Source organism: Hymenobacter sp. CRA2, from assembly GCF_002007105.1.
In the GTDB taxonomy this organism is placed as follows: Bacteria; Bacteroidota; Bacteroidia; order Cytophagales; family Hymenobacteraceae; genus Solirubrum.
Genome location: NZ_MVBC01000008.1, coordinates 40,848 through 58,875, shown reverse-complemented (window position 1 = coordinate 58,875; position 18,028 = coordinate 40,848). Strand labels below are relative to the sequence as shown.

Sequence of the window (18,028 nt, the reverse complement as noted above, 5' to 3'; positions counted from 1 at the left end):
TACTGCCCTACCACCTAGCCGCCCCTGTTGTCAGCATTCGTGCCCACGCGCTGGCCGTGTGCCGGGCTTGTCTGGTCTCTCACCACTACTGATTAACGCCCTTTGCCCATGCCTCCCAGAATCACTTGCCGCGAAGACGCCCTACCTGCATTACAGCAAGCCGTAGACCAAGCCAATCAAGTACTGGCCCGACCTGAGTTCTACGCAGGTATCCGAAAGCACAAAGATTTCAAGAGCACGAAGGTTAAGCCCGCCACTATTGCCCAGCTGATCGAAAGCTGCGAGCTGGAATTCCACGTCGACACGTTCGAGCCAAACGAAGATCAGGGCAAAACCCTGGGCTTGTTTAGCCACAAGCGGCCGACTTACCTGTCGCTTAATGCCACCAAGCTCGCCAACCGCTCCGGGTGGAGCTCCACGTTTTTCATAGAGGATGTGGCTTCCACCATCATTCACGAGTCGGTGCACGCCGTGGATCATGCCAACCCCGACTACCGATTCGGGCACAAAAACCGCAAGCGGGGTTCTGCCCCCTACTGGATCGGCAACCACGCCTTCCATTTACTGACTCATGACCCAGTGCTTGAGCTGGCCTTCGACCGGATTACTGAAATTGACGAAGTGGCGGTCTAACCAGCCTGCTCTGCCGGTGTGGTACACATCGTGAGTGCGGCGGTGCTGAAAACGATAGAACGTCATGCTCGATCTGGCGTCCGCGCAGTCGAACCGAAGGAAGGCGTAAGCCAAGCATCTCTCCCGCTTCGTCAGGTGCTATCCAACGAAGCGGTAGAGATGCTTCGGCAAGCGGACGCCAGATGAGCATGACCGTTCGGGGAGCCTATAACGACTTTTCAGCCACGGCCTAGGCTGTTGGCTGATTTTTCCTCTTTCTCTCATTCCTAACCTCACAGCCTATGGCAACGCTTCTCAAACCAGACGTCGTTTTTGAGCCATCTGCTATCCTGCAGGAGCATTCCATGCTCGGTGCGGTCAACCGGGACAGTTTCCCCGTCACCATCGAGGCGGTACGCCTGCGGCTGAATTCCGTGTTCATCCACAAAGTCCGCGAACCGGGCAAGGGCGAAATCCGCGTTATCAGCGTGGTCACGGACGGGATATCCGAACAGCCCATTCAACTCTTCGCCCAAACCTTCGAAAAGGTGCGCCGCAAGACCGCTCTGAACCTTGGTACCGGGGTCACGCTCTACCGCACCGAATCAAAGGATAAAATTCCCGCTTACCTGGATTACCAGATTTTGGTGATGGAGCTGGACGACGATGTGCGTGCGGTGGGCACCATGCTCGACGAGGTACGCAACGACAAGCAGTTCAAGGATTTTGAGAAGGCCCTGCTGGCCACTACTTCCGCCACTGCTCCGCAGGTAGCCCTCATTACCGCCGCGGCCGACCTGGCCCTCAACCTCATTGCGAAGATTCTGAAAGCCAACAAAGACGATCAGCTGTTCTTGCTCCGAGGGTCTTTCGACAACGCTTTTGATGACCTCGGCACCGGCTTCGGCCCCTTGACGCAGGAAAACCGCAACGTAACCATCACCTACCAGGTGGAAGCCAAAAAGGTGAAAGCCGCCAACGACAACGGGGCAGCAGTAGCCGCCGTCGATGGAAATCAGGAGTAATTCCGCTATAGCCCTACCAGCTTACCGCTACGCCCTGGCTACCTAGGTGGTCAGGGCGTACTTGTTTCGCGGGCTTTGCCCACACCACAGCTGAAAAGCGTCTTTACTCTCCCCCAAACGTCATACTTAATCCGGGGTACCCGCGCAGTCAAAGCAAAACGGTCCAGGGCTTTCGGCTACGGCGTAATATGCAGCTAGCCAGCTGTAAGTAACTCTTGGCCGCCGGCCGGACTGCAGTTACCCGCCGTGCATCACACGTAGGCTAAGCTTGCCGCCTTACTACGCATCTACTCCCCGCTGCGCCCGCAAATTCTCCCGATCCGGCCACCACGCCTGCTCCTGCGGCAGCTGCAGCATCTTGCCCTCAAACTGCCGAATGCCGTGCGCCTGGCCCGCTAGCTCGCCGAAGCTGGCGGCCAGGCGCACGCGGTATTCCTCGTCGATCCACAGGAGTTTGCGGTCGAAGGCGCGGTGCAGGGTGGGCGTTAGGGCCAGGCCATTAGGCAGGGTATCGTCGTGGGTGAGGGCCCAGGGCACGATGTGGCAGGCGTCGAGTAGGGGATTGGGGGCGGCGCTCTGGGTGCTGATGAGTTTTAGGCCGCTGATGGCGCAGGTGTGGTCGTAGGCCTCGAGCACCAGGCGCTTGAACACGCCGCTGCGCACGGCCACGTCCAGCTCGTCGGCGGGGGCTACGTGGCGGCGGTACTCGGCGGCAGGCTCTTCCAGCATTTGCCGCCGGATGGCCTGCACGGTGGCGGCGCCGGCGCGAGGCTGGTAGTGAAAGCGCGTTTGGGGAAAGTAGCGGTGCAGCAGCGCCTGGCGCAGCGTTTCGCGGGCGGCGGGCTCTTGCAGCAGCGCCCATAGCTCCGCATCCAGGTAGGCGTACTCCACGGTGTCGCGCAGGCTGCGGAAGCTTTTGACCGAGCGCGAGGCCGTCAGCAGCACTTCCAGCCCCGGCAGGGTGCGCAGGTGCCAGAACCCGTCGCCGGTGAGGTGGTAGAAGGGCAGGGAAAAGTCGTTGGCCCGAAACAGCGCGGAGGTGCTCAGGTCGCGGCAGAGGCTGCGGAAGGCGGCCAGCAGCTCCGGGGTGATGTAGATGCGGTTGTCCTGGATGCTGCCGTCTTCGATGCCGTCGAGCACGGCCAGCAGCAGGGCGGGCTTGTACGGGGCCTCGCCGTGCTGATGGCTGCGCGCCACGCGCAGGTGGGTGAAGCGGTAGAGGTAGGGCTTTGGAATACTCACGGCCGAAAAATGGTCGTGTTATGGAAGTTCAAATATTCTGTCCCTGGCCGGTTACTAACAGTGCTCGGGAGTACAAACAGGCCCTTGCCGTGGTATTGATAATACTCGCGCCCATTTTCAAACTCCTCCCTAATTTGGCTACTGATTTCAATCTTATAGTCGGGTGTTACGGTGATATAGCCATCGTCAAACAGCTTATGCATATCCGAACGAAGTAGCAACCCGTTGGTAACCGTGTTGGGCCCCGCTTCAGCGTATGGTTTAATGTGGGCTGCCTCCAACACTGGAAGCGTCTTTTCTCCCGTGATGGCGCAACGTTTGGTATAGGCATCAGTAACTGAGAGTCGAAAAGCCCCCTGCCCAATACGGACTTTTCTAAGAACCGGGGCCCCGTATAGCGGCGCAGGCTCGGCCACGACTAGCGCGGCCTCCTGACTGCTAGGAAAATTTGCGTGGTAGCGCGTAAGGGTTGCCTGTACTTGCCGCCAGAGTGCAGCATCAACACTATCCTTCTCTGTATTGTAGCTCTTTCCAACTACAATATTGTTACTCCAGTTTGCGGGCAATGGTATCCAATCTTCTCGCTGAAAGAATACCGGATTGGTCAACGCAATGCACCCAATAGTAGGATTACGGTCGACATCACCACGAATCTGCTGAATAGCTGCCCGAAACTGTTCGATTGTCTCGAATCCGTTGCGTTGACGGAAAGTGTCCCACGCCACCGACAACGGCACTTGGCTTTGTGCCGTGAAAAAGCCTATGCCGCCAATTGCATTGTAAGGGCTCTTTAACTTGAAAAGAAAAGGGCCGCCCGGTTCCAACACCCGAAAGGCAGATTTTCCGCCAGGCTGCCAGAAGTTTACATCCTCCTGAGAAGTTTGACTCAGATAGCTGTACCAGCGCCAGTCAGTGACACCTAGGTAGTATTTCATCCTTAATCAGTATACCGCAGGCCTAATATGCGAATAGCCGTTGGTACTCTGTTCCAACGGCTATTCTGGATTGCACTACCTGTTACTCAGCAGCTGGAACTGGTGGTTGCCAGAGTTGCTGCGGGCTGATAATTGGCAAGGAAGCGCCGCTGAATGAAGTGCCAGCCAATCGTGCCTGTAGCTGCCCACGCATGGTGGAATACGCCAGGCTTACGGCCGTGTGGGCCAGTTGCAAGGGGAGTTTTCCATTTTTGCGCAAATCGTCTAGTCCGCGGTATTCAAATACAACGGCAATACGGGCTTTCACGCGTGGCTTAGTGCCGCCAGTCATGCGAGCTTTAGCAGGAACATTAATATCAGTGTGCACGTCTACCCGCAGCTGATCAGCTTGCAGTGAGCTAAATAAGATATCGGCCTTCGACTTAAATCCATAACGCCCCTGAATGGCCAGAAGCGGCATAGTGTCGTCCAAGGTAAAATGCAGCAATTGCACTTGGCATAGCGTTAGGGCATCAACCGCAAAACGCGGAGCGGCAGCAGGAGTTTCGGCCATTAGGCGGCTTCCGTAAGTGAGTAAGGTTCTTCCACCGAGACAACGGTGCGACGCTGTGGCTGCTGACTACGCACTGGCGGTTGCCAAGTGTCTGCGGCTTCGGCCCACTGCACCTTGGCTGGGGCAGTAAGCGTAGCCGTAGCCACTTGGTCACGGAAGGTCAGAACCAAATCTTCTCCCAATACCGCTTCTAAGCGTGTGAGGCTTTTGAGCGTGAAGTTGTGCAAACCGCTAAGCCAACGGCTTACCTCCGACTCTTTCTTGCCCAATTGGTCCGCCAACGCTTTTTGCGTTAGCCCTTTCCGCCTCATGGCTGCGGCAATCAAGCCGGACAGTTGCATCGATTTATCTACAAACCGCTTGTCTTCCTCAGAAGGAGGCGTTTGAGCAAGTAAGTCAGCTAGGGTATTCATCGTCGGGAATGTCAATTTCAAGTGGGTAGGCTTGAGAAGCGTTTTCAGGTAGACGCTCTGGGCCAACGTGCCGGTTTCGCAGTGCTTGTACTACGTAATTCATCAAATTGAAGTGCGGTAGACAATCCGGGCTTTCCTGAACTGTCTGACTTGATTTGATGCCTCCGCCACAAAGCAACAGTGTACGGTCGTCGAACCGATAACAGTATAAGCGTAGCGGGCCTCCATCTATTGGCAATGCTTGTCCGTGCCATTCAGGTCGGAAGAAGCGTGACGACGCTCCTTCCAACCGAACAATCCGGTCAAGCCAGTCAAGTAGCTTTTCTCTCGCCTTGCGAAATCGGGCGTCTGATTTATAACGAGGATGATCATAGATACGGCTGAAGAAACGAACTGTCTCCGGAACGTTCTGCTCCGGCAGCCTTACCGAATATAAGCGAGCCTTGAGCCCCTCGGCAAACCACACTATTTCAACTCGAATCTTCACTTAAAAGTTAAGGCAAAAGTAAAGAAATATTCGAACAGCAATCGGAGTCGACCTAATTTCATCTGTTACCCCAAGCTCCGGTACCGCACCCGCTTGGGCTCTACGTCGCCGAGGCGCTTCTTCTTGGCTTCCTCGTAATCTGAGAAGTTGCCCTCGAACCATACCACCTGCGAATCGCCCTCGAAAGCGAGGATGTGGGTGGCCAGACGGTCGAGGAACCACCGGTCGTGGCTGATGATGACGGCGCACCCGGCGAAGTTTTCCAGCGCGTCTTCCAAGGCGCGGATGGCATTCACGTCGAGGTCGTTGGTCGGTTCGTCGAGCAGCAGCAGGTTGGCGCCCTGCTTAAGGGTGGTGGCCAGGTGCACGCGGTTCCGCTCCCCGCCCGAGAGCGAGCCGACTTTCTTTTCCTGGTCGCCGCCGCGGAAGTTGAAGTTGCTCACGTAAGCGCGCGAGTTCACCTGCCGGCCGGCCAGCAGCATGGTTTCGGTGCCGCCCGAGATGGTTTCAAACACCGACTTGTTGGGGTCCAGCGTGTCGTGCTGCTGGTCCACGTAGGCCGTCTGCACGGTGGGGCCCACCACGAAGGTGCCCGCGTCGGCTTTCATCTGGTCGGTGATGAGGCGGAACAGGGTGGTTTTACCGGCGCCGTTCGGGCCGATGATGCCCACGATGCCGCCCTGCGGCAACGAGAACGAGAGGTTCTCGAACAGCAGCTTGTCGCCGAAGGCCTTGCTGAGGCCCTCGGCCTCGATAACCTGGGCACCCAGGCGCGGACCGTCGGGGATGAACAGCTCCAGCTTCTGCTCTTTTTCCTTGGCGTCGGCCGTCACCATCTTGTCGTAGCCGGCGAGGCGGGCCTTGCTCTTGGCCTGGCGCGCTTTCGGAGCCATGCGCACCCACTCCAGCTCACGCTGCAGCGTCTTCTGGCGCTTGCTCTCGGTTTTCTCTTCCTGGGCGAGGCGGTTGGACTTCTGCTCCAGCCACGAGGAGTAGTTGCCCTTCCACGGAATGCCTTCGCCGCGGTCCAGCTCCAGAATCCAGCCGGCCACGTTGTCGAGGAAGTACCGGTCGTGGGTTACGGCAATGACGGTGCCTTTGTACTGCTGCAAGTGTTGCTCCAGCCACAGCACCGATTCGGCGTCCAGGTGGTTGGTTGGTTCGTCGAGCAGCAGCACGTCGGGCTCCTGTAGCAGCAGGCGGCACAGGGCCACGCGGCGCTTTTCGCCACCGGAGAGGTTGCCGATGATGGCGTCTTCGGGCGGGGTGCGCAGCGCGTCCATGGCGCGCTCCAACTTGTTGTCGAGGTTCCAGGCGTCGAGTTGGTCGAGGCGCTCCTGCACCTGGCCCTGGCGCTCCAGCAGCTTGTCGAAGTCGGGGTCTTCGCCGCCGAAGGCTTCGTTGATTTCCTCGAATTCCTTGAGTAGGGCTACCGTTTCGGCCACGCCTTCTTCGATAACCTCGCGCACCGTCTTGGTGGCGTCGAGCTGGGGCTCCTGCTCCAGGTAGCCCACGGTGTAGCCCGGTGACCACACCACGTCGCCCTGAATCTGCTTGTCGACGCCGGCAATGACCTTCAGCAGCGAAGACTTACCGGAGCCGTTCAGACCGAGCACGCCGATTTTGGCGCCGTAGAAGAAGGAGAGGTAGATGTTTTTGAGAACCTGTTTCTGGGGCGGGTAAACCTTCGTTACCCCCGCCATGGAGAAAATAATGGTGGGCTGGTCGCTCATGCAGAGAAGCTGGTAAAAAGAGTCGAGAGGAAAAAGAAGAACGAAACTCCCCTCCTCAGCTGAGGAGGGGTGCCCGAAGGGCGGGGTGGTTGACAATCGTTGGCGGATTATCAACAGCCCTCCCACCAAGCGCCGTCGAAGCAGCTATACCACTTCGCCAGGCTCCCCCTCTCCTTTTTCGGAGAGGGGGCCGGGGGGTGAGGCGAACGTGAGGCGCCCAACGAAGCGGTAGAGATGCTTCGACAAGCGTACGCCAAATGAGCAGGACGGGCCAGTAGTTGCGAACGGCGCGGACGCCCGTCAACCACCCCAGCGTTGCCTTCGGCACCGCGTCCCCTCCTCAGCTGAAGAGGGGAGTTGGCCGCTCTCACAAAACTACGCCGCCTGCGGCACAGAACCAGCCGCAGAGTTTTACTTGCGTTGTATCCGATATATAATGCAACTTCCGGCAGCGTACGCCGTCTGCCCTGCCTACGTATTTGTTCGACGCTTCTCTTTAACCTCAACGCGATAGCTGCGTACCGTCAAGTCGTTACGAAACCCGTAAACTTGTACGTTTTTCGTTTTCCGCCACCCACCACCCCGCACCTATCCAGGAGGTTAGTATCCTATGGAACAGCAAACCCAGCTGCTCGATCAGGCCCGTCAGTTCGGCTACATCGAAAGCGACCAAGTTTGGCTCCGTCCGTTCATGGACCTGCCGGCCCGCCAAGTCGGCCAAGTAAAAGACACCGAAGACGCTGCCCTGATTTATTTCGCCCAGCGTTTTGAGAGCTTCCGCGCCAAAGTAGACGACCTGCTGGCCCGCATCGACGAGTCGGAAAACAAGGGCTCGTTCCTGATGAAGGCCCTGCACCTGAAGGAGCAAATTGCCTCCTTCGACGGCCTCGGCGACTTTACGGCCCTGCACGCGCGCCTCACCGAGGCCGAAGAACAGATCCGCACCCTGGTAGCCCGCAACCGCGAGAAAAACCTGGCTACCAAAGTCAAGCTCATCGAGGAAGCCGAGGCCCTGCACACCAGCGTGGACTGGCAGGCCGGCGGCGAGCAGCTCAAGGAGCTGCGCCAGGCCTGGATCAAGACCGGCCCCGTGGCCAAGGAGCTAACCGACGAAATGGAGCAGCGCTTTCAGGCGGCGGTAGAAGACTTCTACACCCGCAAGAAAGCCTTCCAGGCCGACAAGAAGGCCATGACCAACCGGGCCTTCGAGAAGTACAAATCCCTGATTCACAAATCAGAGGCCCTGCAGAACTCCGACGACTGGGAGGGCGTGACGGCCCAGCTCAAGCTGCTGCAGCAGGAGTGGAAGGAAGTAGGCGGCTCCTTGCCGCGCAAAACCGCCAACGACCTGTGGACGCGCTTCCGCGCCGCGCACAACCGCTTCTTCGACCGCCTGAAGGAGCACATCAGCTCCAAGCGCAGCGAGGCTAAGGACCACTACATGGACGACAACCTCACCCGCAAGCGCGACCTGGTGAAGGAAGCCGAAGCCCTGGTGGAGCGCCCCATGCACGAGGCCGTGGCCCGCGCCAAGGAGTTGCAAACGGCCTGGAAAAAGGTCGGCCCCGTGCGCGGCCCCGAGTCGGACCGCGTGTGGGAGGCTTTCCTCTCGGCCTGCGACCGGGTGTTTGAGCTTAGCTCGCTGGAACACTATATTCGGAAGCGGCAGGCCCCCGAGGGCCCCAAGCCCCCGGCGGCCGAGCAGTACGCGCAACGCGTGGCCGCGCTCAAAGACTTTATCAAGTACGACCGGCAGGAGCAGCAGGTGCTGGAAGAAAACCTGGGCAAGCTCAACGACTCGCCCGGCAACGAAGCCTTCCGCACCATGCTGCAAAGCAAAATCCGGGCGTTTGAACGGAAAATTCGCACCAAAAACGACCTCATCGAATTCCTGCGCCTGCGCTACCAGCAGTAGGCCTAACATTTCGGGCGCGTTTGCGTTGTCCCCCAAACGCCGCCCTCACCTGACGCCTTGTCGTACGGTCGCGCGTCGGCCGGATTTTTGTGGGCAGCTCGTCCACGACTCTTTCTCAACTCCCTCTTTTACGCACACCCTAGACTATGTACTGGACTCTGGAACTTGCCTCGTACCTGGAAGATGCTCCCTGGCCGGCAACCAAAGACGAGCTGATTGACTACTCAATCCGGTCGGGCGCTCCGATGGAAGTGGTAGAAAACCTGCAGGCCCTCGAAGACGACGGCCAGCCCTACGAGAGCATCGAGGAAGTTTGGCCGGACTACCCGACCAAAGAAGACTTCATGTTCAACGAGGACGAGTATTAGCATTCAGAGGCGCGAGGTTAGACAGGAGAAGTGAGTTTTCGGGCTCAGCCTGATCTTATTGGTCTTATGTCTGACTTCTCACTTCTAACCAAGGATTTGGTTGCGGGGTATGCACCACGGGTGCTGCTCCGCAACCTTTTTTTGTCGGTACCCGAAGGCGCGTTTGTGGCCATTGTGGGGCACAACGGCGCCGGCAAGACCACCCTGTTTCGGGTGCTGACGGGGCAGTTGCCCTACCAGGGGCAGGTAACCATTCAGGGCCGCGACCTGCGCACGGTGCGGCGCCCGGCCGTGGAAGGCCTGCTGGCGCACTTGCCGCAGCGCAACGTAGTCAGCTTTCCCATTGAGGTGCGCGAGCTGGTGCTGATGGGCCGCTTCCGGCAGCACCGCGGCCTGCTGGCGGGCTACGGCCCCACCGATTATGCCCTGGCCGACGCGGCGCTGGCGGAAGTAGGCGCCACGCACCTCGCCCACCGCGACTTTACCCAGCTCTCGGGCGGCGAGCAGCAGCTGGTGTGGCTGGCGCAGCTGCGGCTCCAGGACGCGGCCCTCTGGCTGCTCGACGAGCCCACCCAGCAGCTGGACGTGTACTACCGCCGCCGCGTGTTCGGCCTGCTGCAGCGCTGGGGCCAGGAGCGCCGCAAAACCATCCTCTGCATCACCCACGACCTGGATCAGCTCCCCGACCTGCCGGGCTACTTGCTGAACCTCTCGGCTCCTCAACCCGAGCTGCAGCCCCTAAGCCGCGCCACCGTAGAAGCCGCCCGCACGTGGCTGGAAGATGAAGCAAGCCTGCCAGAGCTAAGAAGCCAGGAGCTACGAGATAAGAGCTAGGAAAGCTACGAACTAGCTCCCCTCCTCAGATGAGGAGGGGCTGGGGGTGGTTGACCTTAACGTTTGGACGTCATCTAACTTTTAAATTTCTAGCTCTAATTTTTCAACCACCCCCAACCCCTCCTCATCTGAGGAGGGGAGCTAGCTTGTAATTTTGGCCTAGCGGCCCGTATTGCTATGCCTGATACCAAACACGTACACAATCTCGGCCATAAAAAGGAGGCCCGCCAGCAATTGCGCAACAGCGCAACGCCCGCGGAGGCACTGCTTTGGCGTGGGCTGCAACGCAGCCAGCTTGCCGGGCGAAAGTTTCGTCGCCAGCAGAGCATTGGGCCATACATCGTGGATTTTTATTGCCCGAGCGAGAAACTGGTAGTAGAACTCGACGGTGCTGCGCACTACACGGCTAGCGGTGGAGCGTATGATACAGACCGTACGGCTTATCTCAACAGCTTGGGCTTACGCGTGCTGCGGTTTGAGAATTGGCTTGTGTTGCAGCAGCCTGATAATGTATTGCTGCTATTCGGGCGGCGTTCGTGCCAAAGGCCGATGACGGGCAAGCGTCCAGATCAACCACCCCTAGCCCCTCCTCAGCTGAGGAGGAGAACTAACCCTTAGTATCTAACTCTAACCTAGATCCTACTTCCCGGACGGCCGCGCAGTACCTGCGCGATGGAGCGCAGGAAGGGCCAGGGCGTGACGGAGTTCATCACCTGCAGATTTTGCGGCCAGGTGGTGCGCTCGTCCAGAAAATCGAGGATGCGCTCGGGTGGGTTTCGCTGGAATAGTTCGGCAAAAATGCCGCCGGTTCGTTCGCCCTGGCGCAGCATGATGTCGAGCAGCAGGGTGTCGAAAAAGTGGAACTGCCACTGGTCGCCGGTTAAGTCGGCGGGCAGGGCGCCGGTGGTGGCTAAAGCTTCGGTGAGGCGCCGGGCGTGCTGCTGCATGCGCAGAAAGGCGTAACCCGTACTGGCTTTCACGCGGCCGCCGCGGGTACCCAAGTGCACGATGTTGGGGCCGGTGCGCGCCGCAAACGGGTGGTCCGTCATCGGAATGGCACCGGCTTCCGTTTCCACGATGCGGTAAGGCCGGCCGCCCAGCTCCGCGGCCAGGTAAGCACGCAGGGCCGCTTCGTACTCCTCGCGCGGCAGCAGCGTGGCCGAAAACAAGGTGTACTCCACCAGCGCCCGGCGGCTGGTAAAGGGCAGCACGTACACGAAGCGGCACTGCTGCTGCTGCGGCACCCGGAAGTCCATGAATACGGGCGTAGCCCGGTCAAAAGCGTCGAAGTCAGTTTCGATTTCCCAGCCCGCGAAGTGCTGCCAGAGGTAGCGCCGCTCCGGGCGGGGCGAGAGCTGCGGTGGGCGGCTGTCGAAGGCGTAACGGGCGGTAAAGCTGCCGGCGGAAGTATGCGCCAGCACGCCGGTGGCGGTATTTTCCAGCTGCTCCACGCGGGCGGCCACGCGCACAAATTGCTCGGGCCGTGCATCCAGCGCGGCTTGCACGAAGCGGTAAAAATCCAGCCCGCGCAGGGTGCAGTAGCGGTGCCGCTGCAGCGGCAGCACGGCCGAAAACTGCGGGCTGTGAAACGCCAGCTGCCGCCACTCGCCGGCCAGCACCGCATCGTAGGGCGTGGGCTGGTCCGTCCAGAACGACCAGGTACGGTCGTTCTGGGTTTTGGCTTCGGGTTCGAGCAGCAGCACGCGCTTGTGGCGCAGGCGGGGCTCCTGGCTCAGGTAGTAGGCCAGGCTCAGGCCCGCCGCGCCGCCGCCGGCCAGCAGGTAATCGTAGTCGTCGGACTTCACAGGCACAAAAGAACACCGGCGACCCGAATGTTTGGGCCGCCGGTAGCTCAACGGCGATACAGGCGTGGCAGGTTACGCCGCTACGCGCTGTGGCGACTGGTCAGCTCGGAGCTGAAGGCACCGGCCAGGTCGCGCACGGCGTCGCGCACGTCCAGGTCGAGCGTGGCGCTGAAGTGCTGGCGGCCGGGCAGAATGCTCACCTGCGCGTGCAGGCGCTCCACCCACAGCTGCTCGTTTTGCTGGTAGCCGGAGGTATAAGGGTCGTCGTCGGAAAGCAGCACCGTGAGCTTGTCAGCAGGCACGGCCTGGCGGGCGCGCTCGAAGTTGATAGGCGCGTTCATCCAGTTCAGAATATCCTGCCACGGGCTATCGACCATAAACCAGCCAGCCACGCAGAGCACTCCGCCCACGCGGGCTGCGGGCACTTGCTCGGCCACCTGGGCCAGGTAGTGCAGAATGGCCAGGCAGCCCACGCTGTGGCCTACCAGGTACACGTCCTCGGTGAGCAGACGCGGCGGGGGCAGGATTTCCGAGAGGTAGCTTACGGCATTGTCGATGGTGGGCACGTCCCAGGCGGGCATGTCCAGCAGGTGCACTTCGTAGTGGACGCCGTCTTCGGCGGCGGTTTGCTCCAGCTGTAGCTTGAGCCAGGGGTACCAGTCGCTGCTGCTGTTGCCGCCCCAGCGGGGCACTACGTACACGTGTTTGACGGGAAGCATTATTACTGCAGAAAAAGAGATGAATAAAGCGCTTTGCACCGGCGCGGCTTATCGGCACAATAACATGACTCTATAATACCACAAATTGGGCAGTAGACCAAAGCCAGGAGCTAGAGTTAGAGCTAGGGTTATTCCCCATCCTGAGTTGAGGAGGGGCTAGGGGTGATTGGCCAGGCATCTGGCCGTTAGCTAATTTTTAGACTTCTAGCCCCATTCTTTCAACCACCCCCAGCCCCTCCTCAGCTGAGGAGGGGAGCTAGTTTTAATCCTGCAACCTGGGTTACGGGTTACATAGCCAATGGCTCGTTGGCAAACTATCCGGCGCCAGCGGCATCAGCCCGCAAGCCCTCCTCCGCTCAGGGCAATGGCCAGCACCGTAATCAGGGTAGCCAGGCCCACGACTGTGCCCACGCCCCAGCCCAGCATCGTTTTGCCCAGGTGCCGGCCGCTGGCCTTGGCGGAGTAGCCGCGGTAATAATCCGGGTCACGCAGCAGCTCTGGCTCCGGGGCGCTGCGTTGTAGCTTCTGGGCCTTTGGCCGCACCGCCCCGATGCCGACCGCCGTGCCCAAGCCGCCCACAATCCCCACCGGCCCCACAGTAGCCAGCCCCAGCGCCGGCACCACCGTGCCGGCCCCAAATCCAGCCCAGAAAGCGCCGCGCGGGCGGTAATGCTGCCCGGCATCGGCGCGGCCCCGCTGCATCCGCTCCTCCGCCGATAAGCCCCGCAGGGCAGCCGGAACGGAATCAGGGGCCGCAGCCGTGGCGCTGGGTATGGTATCGGTGGGCAGCACCGGGAGTGCCACGGAATCCGCCAGCGCGGGAGTGGCCCTGGAAACCAATGCCACGGCGGCAGTATCGGGAGCGGCTACCTGGGCGCTGGCCAGCCATGGCAGGCTCAGCAACAAGAAAGTCAGTAAGCGTTTCATACGAGCAAGCGTAAACCAGCCGCCGGCTTCGCGCGCAGCTGCCGCGGCCGGCTACTCATTAGAGTACCTGGGGCCAACGTGGGTTGCGCGGCTCACATACACATGTGATGGCTGATCGGCCCGTAGCGCGGGCTATTGCCGATACCCAAAAACAAAAGCCTCCAACCCGGTGGGTTGGAGGCTCGCATGCCTGGTTCGGGCCGAAGGGCTTAGAAGTTCGGCGAGAGCAGGTACTTGTGGTAGAAGTCGTCGATGATTTTCACGGCCGAAGCCGCGTCGTCCACGATCTGCACCAGCTGCATGTCTTCGGCCGAGATGTTGTGCTCCTCGTGCAGCATCACTTCCTCGATCCACTGGAACAGACCATTCCAGTAGGCCGAGCCCACCAGCACGATGGGGAAGCGGCCGATTTTGCGGGTCTGAATCAGGGTAATGGCTTCGAACAGTTCGTCGAGGGTGCCGAAGCCGCCGGGCATGCCGATGAAGCCCTGGGCGTACTTCACGAACATCACCTTGCGCACGAAGAAGTAGTCGAAGTTGATAACCTTGTCCGGGTCGATGTAGATGTTGTGCGTCTGCTCGAAGGGGAGTTCAATGTTCAGACCTACCGACTTGCCGCCCTCAGAACGGGCGCCCTTGTTGCCGGCTTCCATGATGCCAGGGCCACCGCCGGTGATAACACCGTAGCCGTGGCGCACCAGCTTGGCCGCAATTTCTTCGGCCATCTGGTAGTAGGGGTTTTCGGGCTTGGTGCGGGCCGAGCCGAAGATGGATACGCACGGGCCGATTTTGGACATCTTCTCGAAGCCCTCCACGAACTCGGCCATTACCTTAAAGATCTGCCAGGAGTCGGCAATCTTAATCTCGTTCCAGTCTTTGTCGACGAAAGCCTTGCGGATCTTCTGCTCGTCCTCCAGCTGAATCGTCCGCTCGCCGTGGGTTTGCTCGCGGATGTCGCTGATGCTCGTGACCTTGTTGTCGTTCACGTCGGGCTGCACGATGGTCTGGCCGCTGCCGGCGTTGTGCGCCTCCTCCTGGAGATTGGTTTTGCTGGTTTTCTTCAGTTTGGTCATAGCCTCGCTGACGTAATAAGCCGGCCGCCTCTAAGCTGACACAACCGCACGGGTTCGGGCACGGCAGGCCGGGAAGTGGAAAAATGGGAATGAATTGGGGAGCAAAAGAAAGGCCGTTCGACACCTACGCGGTGGAACGACCAAAAGTATGGGCGGCCAAGTTAACAATTTATTAACATTAGCCTATTAAGATGGTGAAATTGTTATGCGGGCTTGTGCACCTTTTCCGTCATCTTGAGCGGAACGCGAAGGACCTTATCACGTGTGAACGACAATCGCCTGGACAACTCGTCCAGGCGTGATAAGGTCCTTCAACTGCGTCTCAGGATGACAAACGATTTGCTGCCCTGCTTACTTCGAGCGGATGGCAATAACCGGGTCCATCATGGCGGCAATGACGGCCGGAATGATGCCCGAAATGACGCCGATGAGCACCGACAGGCCCAGGCCCAGCACGATGCGGTTCAGGGACATGAATATCTTCATTGCGTCCTGCGGTATCAGTGTCACCAGCCAGACCAGGCACAGGCCGGCGGCCCCGCCGATCAGGCACAGGAACACGGCTTCGAAGAGAAACTGGGCCAGGATAAAGTAGTTCTTGGCCCCGAGCGACTTCTGAATGCCGATGATGTTGGTGCGCTCCTTCACCGACACGAACATGATGTTGGCAATGCCGAAGCCGCCCACCAGAATGGCAAACGAGCCGATAATGGCCCCGGCCACGCCAATAACGCTAAACAGGCTGGTGATGGCGTCGGCCAGCATTTCGGGCCGGTTCAGGGCAAAGTTGTCGTCCTCGCGCGGCTTCAGCCCCCGGATGGTGCGCATGGCCCCCTGGATTTCCGATTCCAGGTTGAGCAGGCCGGGGTCGTTGTCGGTGCCCTTCACGCCGATAGTGCCCTGGGCGCCGCCCATGCTGCCGGTGCTCAGGGCGTAGATTTTGGTGAACGAGCCCAGCGGCACGAGGCAGTTGGTGTCGTTGCTGGGCGTATCGAGCAGCTTCTTGCCTTCCTTCTCCATCACCCCGACAATGGTGTAGCGCAGGCCGTGGGTGCGGAATTCCTGCCCGATGGCCGAGCCGTTGGGGTACAGGTTGTGGGCAATGTCGTAGCCCACGATGGCCACGTTGCGCGAGGCATCCACTTCCTGCTGCGTGAAGTAGCGGCCTTCCGCTACCGGCACGTCGGATACCTGCCGGTACTCGTAGGTGACGCCCTGCAGCGGAATGTCCTCCACGCTGTTGGAGCCGGCCTTGAGCGTGTTGCCCCCGCGGGCGGCGAACAGCGCTACCCCGCGGTTGTTGTCGGCCGTGAGCAGGCGCTGCAGTTCCCGCAGCTCGCGCACGGTGGGGCTGGGGCGGTTGAAGTACTTCCACCACGGATAATCCCCGCCGAAGGCCCAGGGCCACTTGGCCACGTAGATGACCTTGTCGCCCACGAAGTTCATGCTTTGCCGCACGTTGGCCTCCAGCGAATCGACCACGGTGAATACCGAAATAATGGCAAAAATGCCCACCGTGACGCCCAGCAGCGAGAGAATGGTGCGCAGCAGATTGGAGCGCAACGCCTCCCAGGCGAAACGGAAACTTTCAAAGGTCAGGCGAAGCGTTTTCATAGCGGATACAAGTACTCCTACAACACGGCGGCAAGTAAGCAGGTTACAGCTAAACTGCTGAACCACGCGGCCCGAAACGCGTATGCCGGACCCGGCTGCGCCCTCGGTGGCCTATGCAAATTTTAACAGAAACATACTGATATATCCGGGCTGGCTCTGTACTTTTGCAATCCGAAAAAAATGCGTATTCTCCCCGCATTGTTGCCTGTACCCAACGCCGGCTCATGAAGCTTTCTGAATTTAAGTTTGACCTGCCCGAATCCCTGGTAGCTCAGCACCCCGCCAAGCAGCGCGACGAATCGCGCCTGATGGTGCTGCATCGCGACAGTGGCCGCATCGAGCATCGCACCTTCAAAGATATCATTGAATACTTCGACGACGGCGACGTTTTCGTGGTAAATGACACGAAGGTATTTCCCGCCCGCCTTTACGGCAACAAAGAAAAAACCGGCGCCAAGATTGAAGTATTCCTGCTGCGCGAGCTGAACAAGGAGCTGCACCTGTGGGACGTGCTGGTGGACCCGGCGCGCAAAATCCGCGTCGGCAACAAGCTGTACTTCGACGACGACGGCGTGATGGTGGCCGAGGTCATCGACAACACCACCTCGCGCGGCCGCACGATCAAGTTCCTGTTCGATGGCCCGGAGGAGGAGTTCTACAAGGCCCTGCACGACCTGGGCGAAACGCCGCTGCCCAAGGAGGTAATTACCCGCGACCCGGAAACGGCCGACAAGGAGCGTTACCAAACCATCTACGCCAAGCACACGGGTGCCGTGGCCGCGCCCTCGGCCGGCCTGCACTTCACCCGCGAAGTGATTAAGCGCCTCGAAATCAAAGGCGTGGACATGGTACCGGTGACCATGCACGTAGGCCTGGGCACCTTCCGCCCCGTCGACGTAGAGGACCTGACCAAGCACAAGATGGACTCGGAAAACTTCATCGTGCCGGCCGACTCGGCCACGGTGGTGAACCGCGCCCTCGACAACAAGAAGCGCGTGTGCGCGGTGGGCACTACCTCCATGCGGGCCATGGAGTCGTCGGTGTCGGCCAACGCCCGCCTGAAGCCCACCGAGGGCTGGACGGACAAGTTCATCTTCCCGCCCTACGACTTCAAAATTGCCAACTCGCTGCTGACCAACTTCCACATGCCGGAAAGCACGCTGATGATGCTGGCCTCGGCCTTCGCCGGCTACGACCTGCTCATCGAAGCGTACCAGACCGCCATCAAGGAGAAGTATAAGTTCTTCAGCTACGGCGACGCCATGCTGATCCTGTAAGCAGGAGCATACTTACGTTGAGAAGCCCGGCCGCTGCGAGCGGCCGGGCTTTTTGTTTGTAGCGCCGAGCCTATTCCGCGGGGTTAGGCGCGGCGGTGGGTGAGTCGCCAGTCTTGGTCAGCACCAACTCATCCACTTGCAGACGCTTGATGGTAAGCTGCTGAATTTCGAGCGTGCGCAGCTGGGCCTGCACCACGCTGAGGCGGCGAATGGCTACCACGCCTACCGCCAATGCCCCGAGGGCCAAAGCGCCAAGGGCAGCCGCGCCGATGGCCAGCGCCCCCTGCGCCCCAGCCCCAATGGCCTGCGCCCCGGTAGCAGCGGCGCCCGTAGCCGATGCACCGGTAGCGGAAGCCCCAGTGGCAGAGGCTCCGACGGCTTGCGCCCCGATGGCTTGCACAGGGACGACGTGAGAATTGGCGGAGGCTTTCTTCGGGCTAGCGGAGTGGGTCTTATCAGTGCTATGTGCCATGAAAAGGGAAGTAAACAAGCAGAA

Annotated in this window: 18 protein-coding genes; 7 read left to right on the top strand and 11 right to left on the bottom strand. The window is 59.9% G+C overall.

Features of this window, described 5'->3' with window-relative positions; genetic code table 11:
• Nucleotides 1-108 precede the first annotated feature (108 nt).
• Together B0919_RS13660 and B0919_RS13655 are read left to right on the top strand one after the other, a co-directional pair.
• Nucleotides 109-633, top strand: coding sequence for a hypothetical protein (locus B0919_RS13660; protein ID WP_078012838.1), 525 nt, complete (start codon nucleotides 109-111; stop codon nucleotides 631-633).
• A gap of 281 nt (nucleotides 634-914) precedes the next feature.
• Nucleotides 915-1,637 (top strand): hypothetical protein, encoded by a 723-nt coding sequence (locus B0919_RS13655; protein ID WP_139362117.1) that lies wholly within the window; start codon nucleotides 915-917, stop codon nucleotides 1,635-1,637.
• 279 nt (nucleotides 1,638-1,916) lie between these two features.
• Here B0919_RS13655 and B0919_RS13650 read toward each other — a convergent pair whose 3' ends face one another.
• The 5 genes from B0919_RS13650 to ettA form a co-directional block, all read right to left on the bottom strand.
• Nucleotides 1,917-2,879 carry an HNH endonuclease gene (locus B0919_RS13650; RefSeq protein ID WP_078012836.1) on the bottom strand — a complete coding sequence of 321 codons (963 nt, stop codon included), beginning with the start codon at nucleotides 2,877-2,879 and terminating at the stop codon, nucleotides 1,917-1,919.
• Nucleotides 2,876-3,814, bottom strand: a complete 939-nt coding sequence (locus B0919_RS13645; protein WP_078012835.1) for an HNH endonuclease — start codon at nucleotides 3,812-3,814, stop codon at nucleotides 2,876-2,878. Before B0919_RS13645 ends, B0919_RS13650 begins: the two co-directional genes overlap by 4 nt.
• Nucleotides 3,815-3,896: 82 nt before the next feature.
• The gene (locus tag B0919_RS13640) at nucleotides 3,897-4,367 is read right to left on the bottom strand and encodes a hypothetical protein (RefSeq protein ID WP_078012834.1); all 471 of its coding nucleotides are present in this window, start codon (nucleotides 4,365-4,367) and stop codon (nucleotides 3,897-3,899) included.
• The gene (locus B0919_RS13635) at nucleotides 4,367-4,801 is read right to left on the bottom strand and encodes a multiprotein-bridging factor 1 family protein (RefSeq protein WP_254846575.1); all 435 of its coding nucleotides are present in this window, start codon (nucleotides 4,799-4,801) and stop codon (nucleotides 4,367-4,369) included. Before B0919_RS13635 ends, B0919_RS13640 begins: the two co-directional genes overlap by 1 nt.
• Nucleotides 4,802-5,332: 531 nt before the next feature.
• Nucleotides 5,333-7,000 carry an energy-dependent translational throttle protein EttA gene (ettA, locus tag B0919_RS13630; protein ID WP_078012833.1) on the bottom strand — a complete coding sequence of 556 codons (1,668 nt, stop codon included), beginning with the start codon at nucleotides 6,998-7,000 and terminating at the stop codon, nucleotides 5,333-5,335.
• Between the two features lie 610 nt (nucleotides 7,001-7,610).
• On the opposite strand from ettA, the gene B0919_RS13625 reads away from it, so the two are divergent.
• The 4 genes from B0919_RS13625 to B0919_RS13610 all read left to right on the top strand — a co-directional run bounded on the left by B0919_RS13625 (nucleotide 7,611) and on the right by B0919_RS13610 (nucleotide 10,735).
• Nucleotides 7,611-8,915: a DUF349 domain-containing protein gene (locus B0919_RS13625; protein WP_078012832.1), complete on the top strand. Its 1,305-nt coding sequence runs from the start codon at nucleotides 7,611-7,613 to the stop codon at nucleotides 8,913-8,915.
• 146 nt (nucleotides 8,916-9,061) lie between these two features.
• The gene (locus B0919_RS13620; RefSeq protein WP_022821757.1) at nucleotides 9,062-9,283 is read left to right on the top strand and encodes a DUF2795 domain-containing protein; all 222 of its coding nucleotides are present in this window, start codon (nucleotides 9,062-9,064) and stop codon (nucleotides 9,281-9,283) included.
• A 66-nt stretch (nucleotides 9,284-9,349) separates the two neighbouring features.
• On the top strand, nucleotides 9,350-10,117 hold the full coding sequence (locus B0919_RS13615) for an ABC transporter ATP-binding protein (RefSeq protein WP_078012831.1): 768 nt from the start codon (nucleotides 9,350-9,352) through the stop codon (nucleotides 10,115-10,117).
• A 177-nt stretch (nucleotides 10,118-10,294) separates the two neighbouring features.
• On the top strand, nucleotides 10,295-10,735 hold the full coding sequence (locus B0919_RS13610; RefSeq protein ID WP_078012830.1) for an endonuclease domain-containing protein: 441 nt from the start codon (nucleotides 10,295-10,297) through the stop codon (nucleotides 10,733-10,735).
• 14 nt (nucleotides 10,736-10,749) lie between these two features.
• Here the strand turns inward: B0919_RS13610 and B0919_RS13605 are convergent, their stop codons facing one another.
• The 5 genes from B0919_RS13605 to B0919_RS13585 all read right to left on the bottom strand — a co-directional run bounded on the left by B0919_RS13605 (nucleotide 10,750) and on the right by B0919_RS13585 (nucleotide 16,255).
• On the bottom strand, nucleotides 10,750-11,922 hold the full coding sequence (locus B0919_RS13605) for a lycopene cyclase family protein (RefSeq protein WP_176133040.1): 1,173 nt from the start codon (nucleotides 11,920-11,922) through the stop codon (nucleotides 10,750-10,752).
• Between the two features lie 80 nt (nucleotides 11,923-12,002).
• Nucleotides 12,003-12,641 (bottom strand): RBBP9/YdeN family alpha/beta hydrolase, encoded by a 639-nt coding sequence (locus B0919_RS13600; RefSeq protein WP_078012828.1) that lies wholly within the window; start codon nucleotides 12,639-12,641, stop codon nucleotides 12,003-12,005.
• Between the two features lie 333 nt (nucleotides 12,642-12,974).
• Nucleotides 12,975-13,568, bottom strand: coding sequence for a hypothetical protein (locus B0919_RS13595; RefSeq protein WP_078012827.1), 594 nt, complete (start codon nucleotides 13,566-13,568; stop codon nucleotides 12,975-12,977).
• 209 nt (nucleotides 13,569-13,777) lie between these two features.
• Entirely contained in the window at nucleotides 13,778-14,641 is an 864-nt protein-coding gene (locus B0919_RS13590; protein WP_078012826.1) for a TIGR00730 family Rossman fold protein, read from the bottom strand.
• A gap of 351 nt (nucleotides 14,642-14,992) precedes the next feature.
• Nucleotides 14,993-16,255, bottom strand: coding sequence for an ABC transporter permease (locus tag B0919_RS13585; protein ID WP_078012825.1), 1,263 nt, complete (start codon nucleotides 16,253-16,255; stop codon nucleotides 14,993-14,995).
• 224 nt (nucleotides 16,256-16,479) lie between these two features.
• Between B0919_RS13585 and queA the strand changes: the two genes are divergently transcribed.
• The gene (queA, locus tag B0919_RS13580) at nucleotides 16,480-17,532 is read left to right on the top strand and encodes a tRNA preQ1(34) S-adenosylmethionine ribosyltransferase-isomerase QueA (protein WP_078012824.1); all 1,053 of its coding nucleotides are present in this window, start codon (nucleotides 16,480-16,482) and stop codon (nucleotides 17,530-17,532) included.
• Between the two features lie 70 nt (nucleotides 17,533-17,602).
• Here the strand turns inward: queA and B0919_RS24775 are convergent, their stop codons facing one another.
• Nucleotides 17,603-18,004, bottom strand: coding sequence for a hypothetical protein (locus tag B0919_RS24775; protein WP_176133039.1), 402 nt, complete (start codon nucleotides 18,002-18,004; stop codon nucleotides 17,603-17,605).
• Nucleotides 18,005-18,028 lie beyond the last annotated feature (24 nt).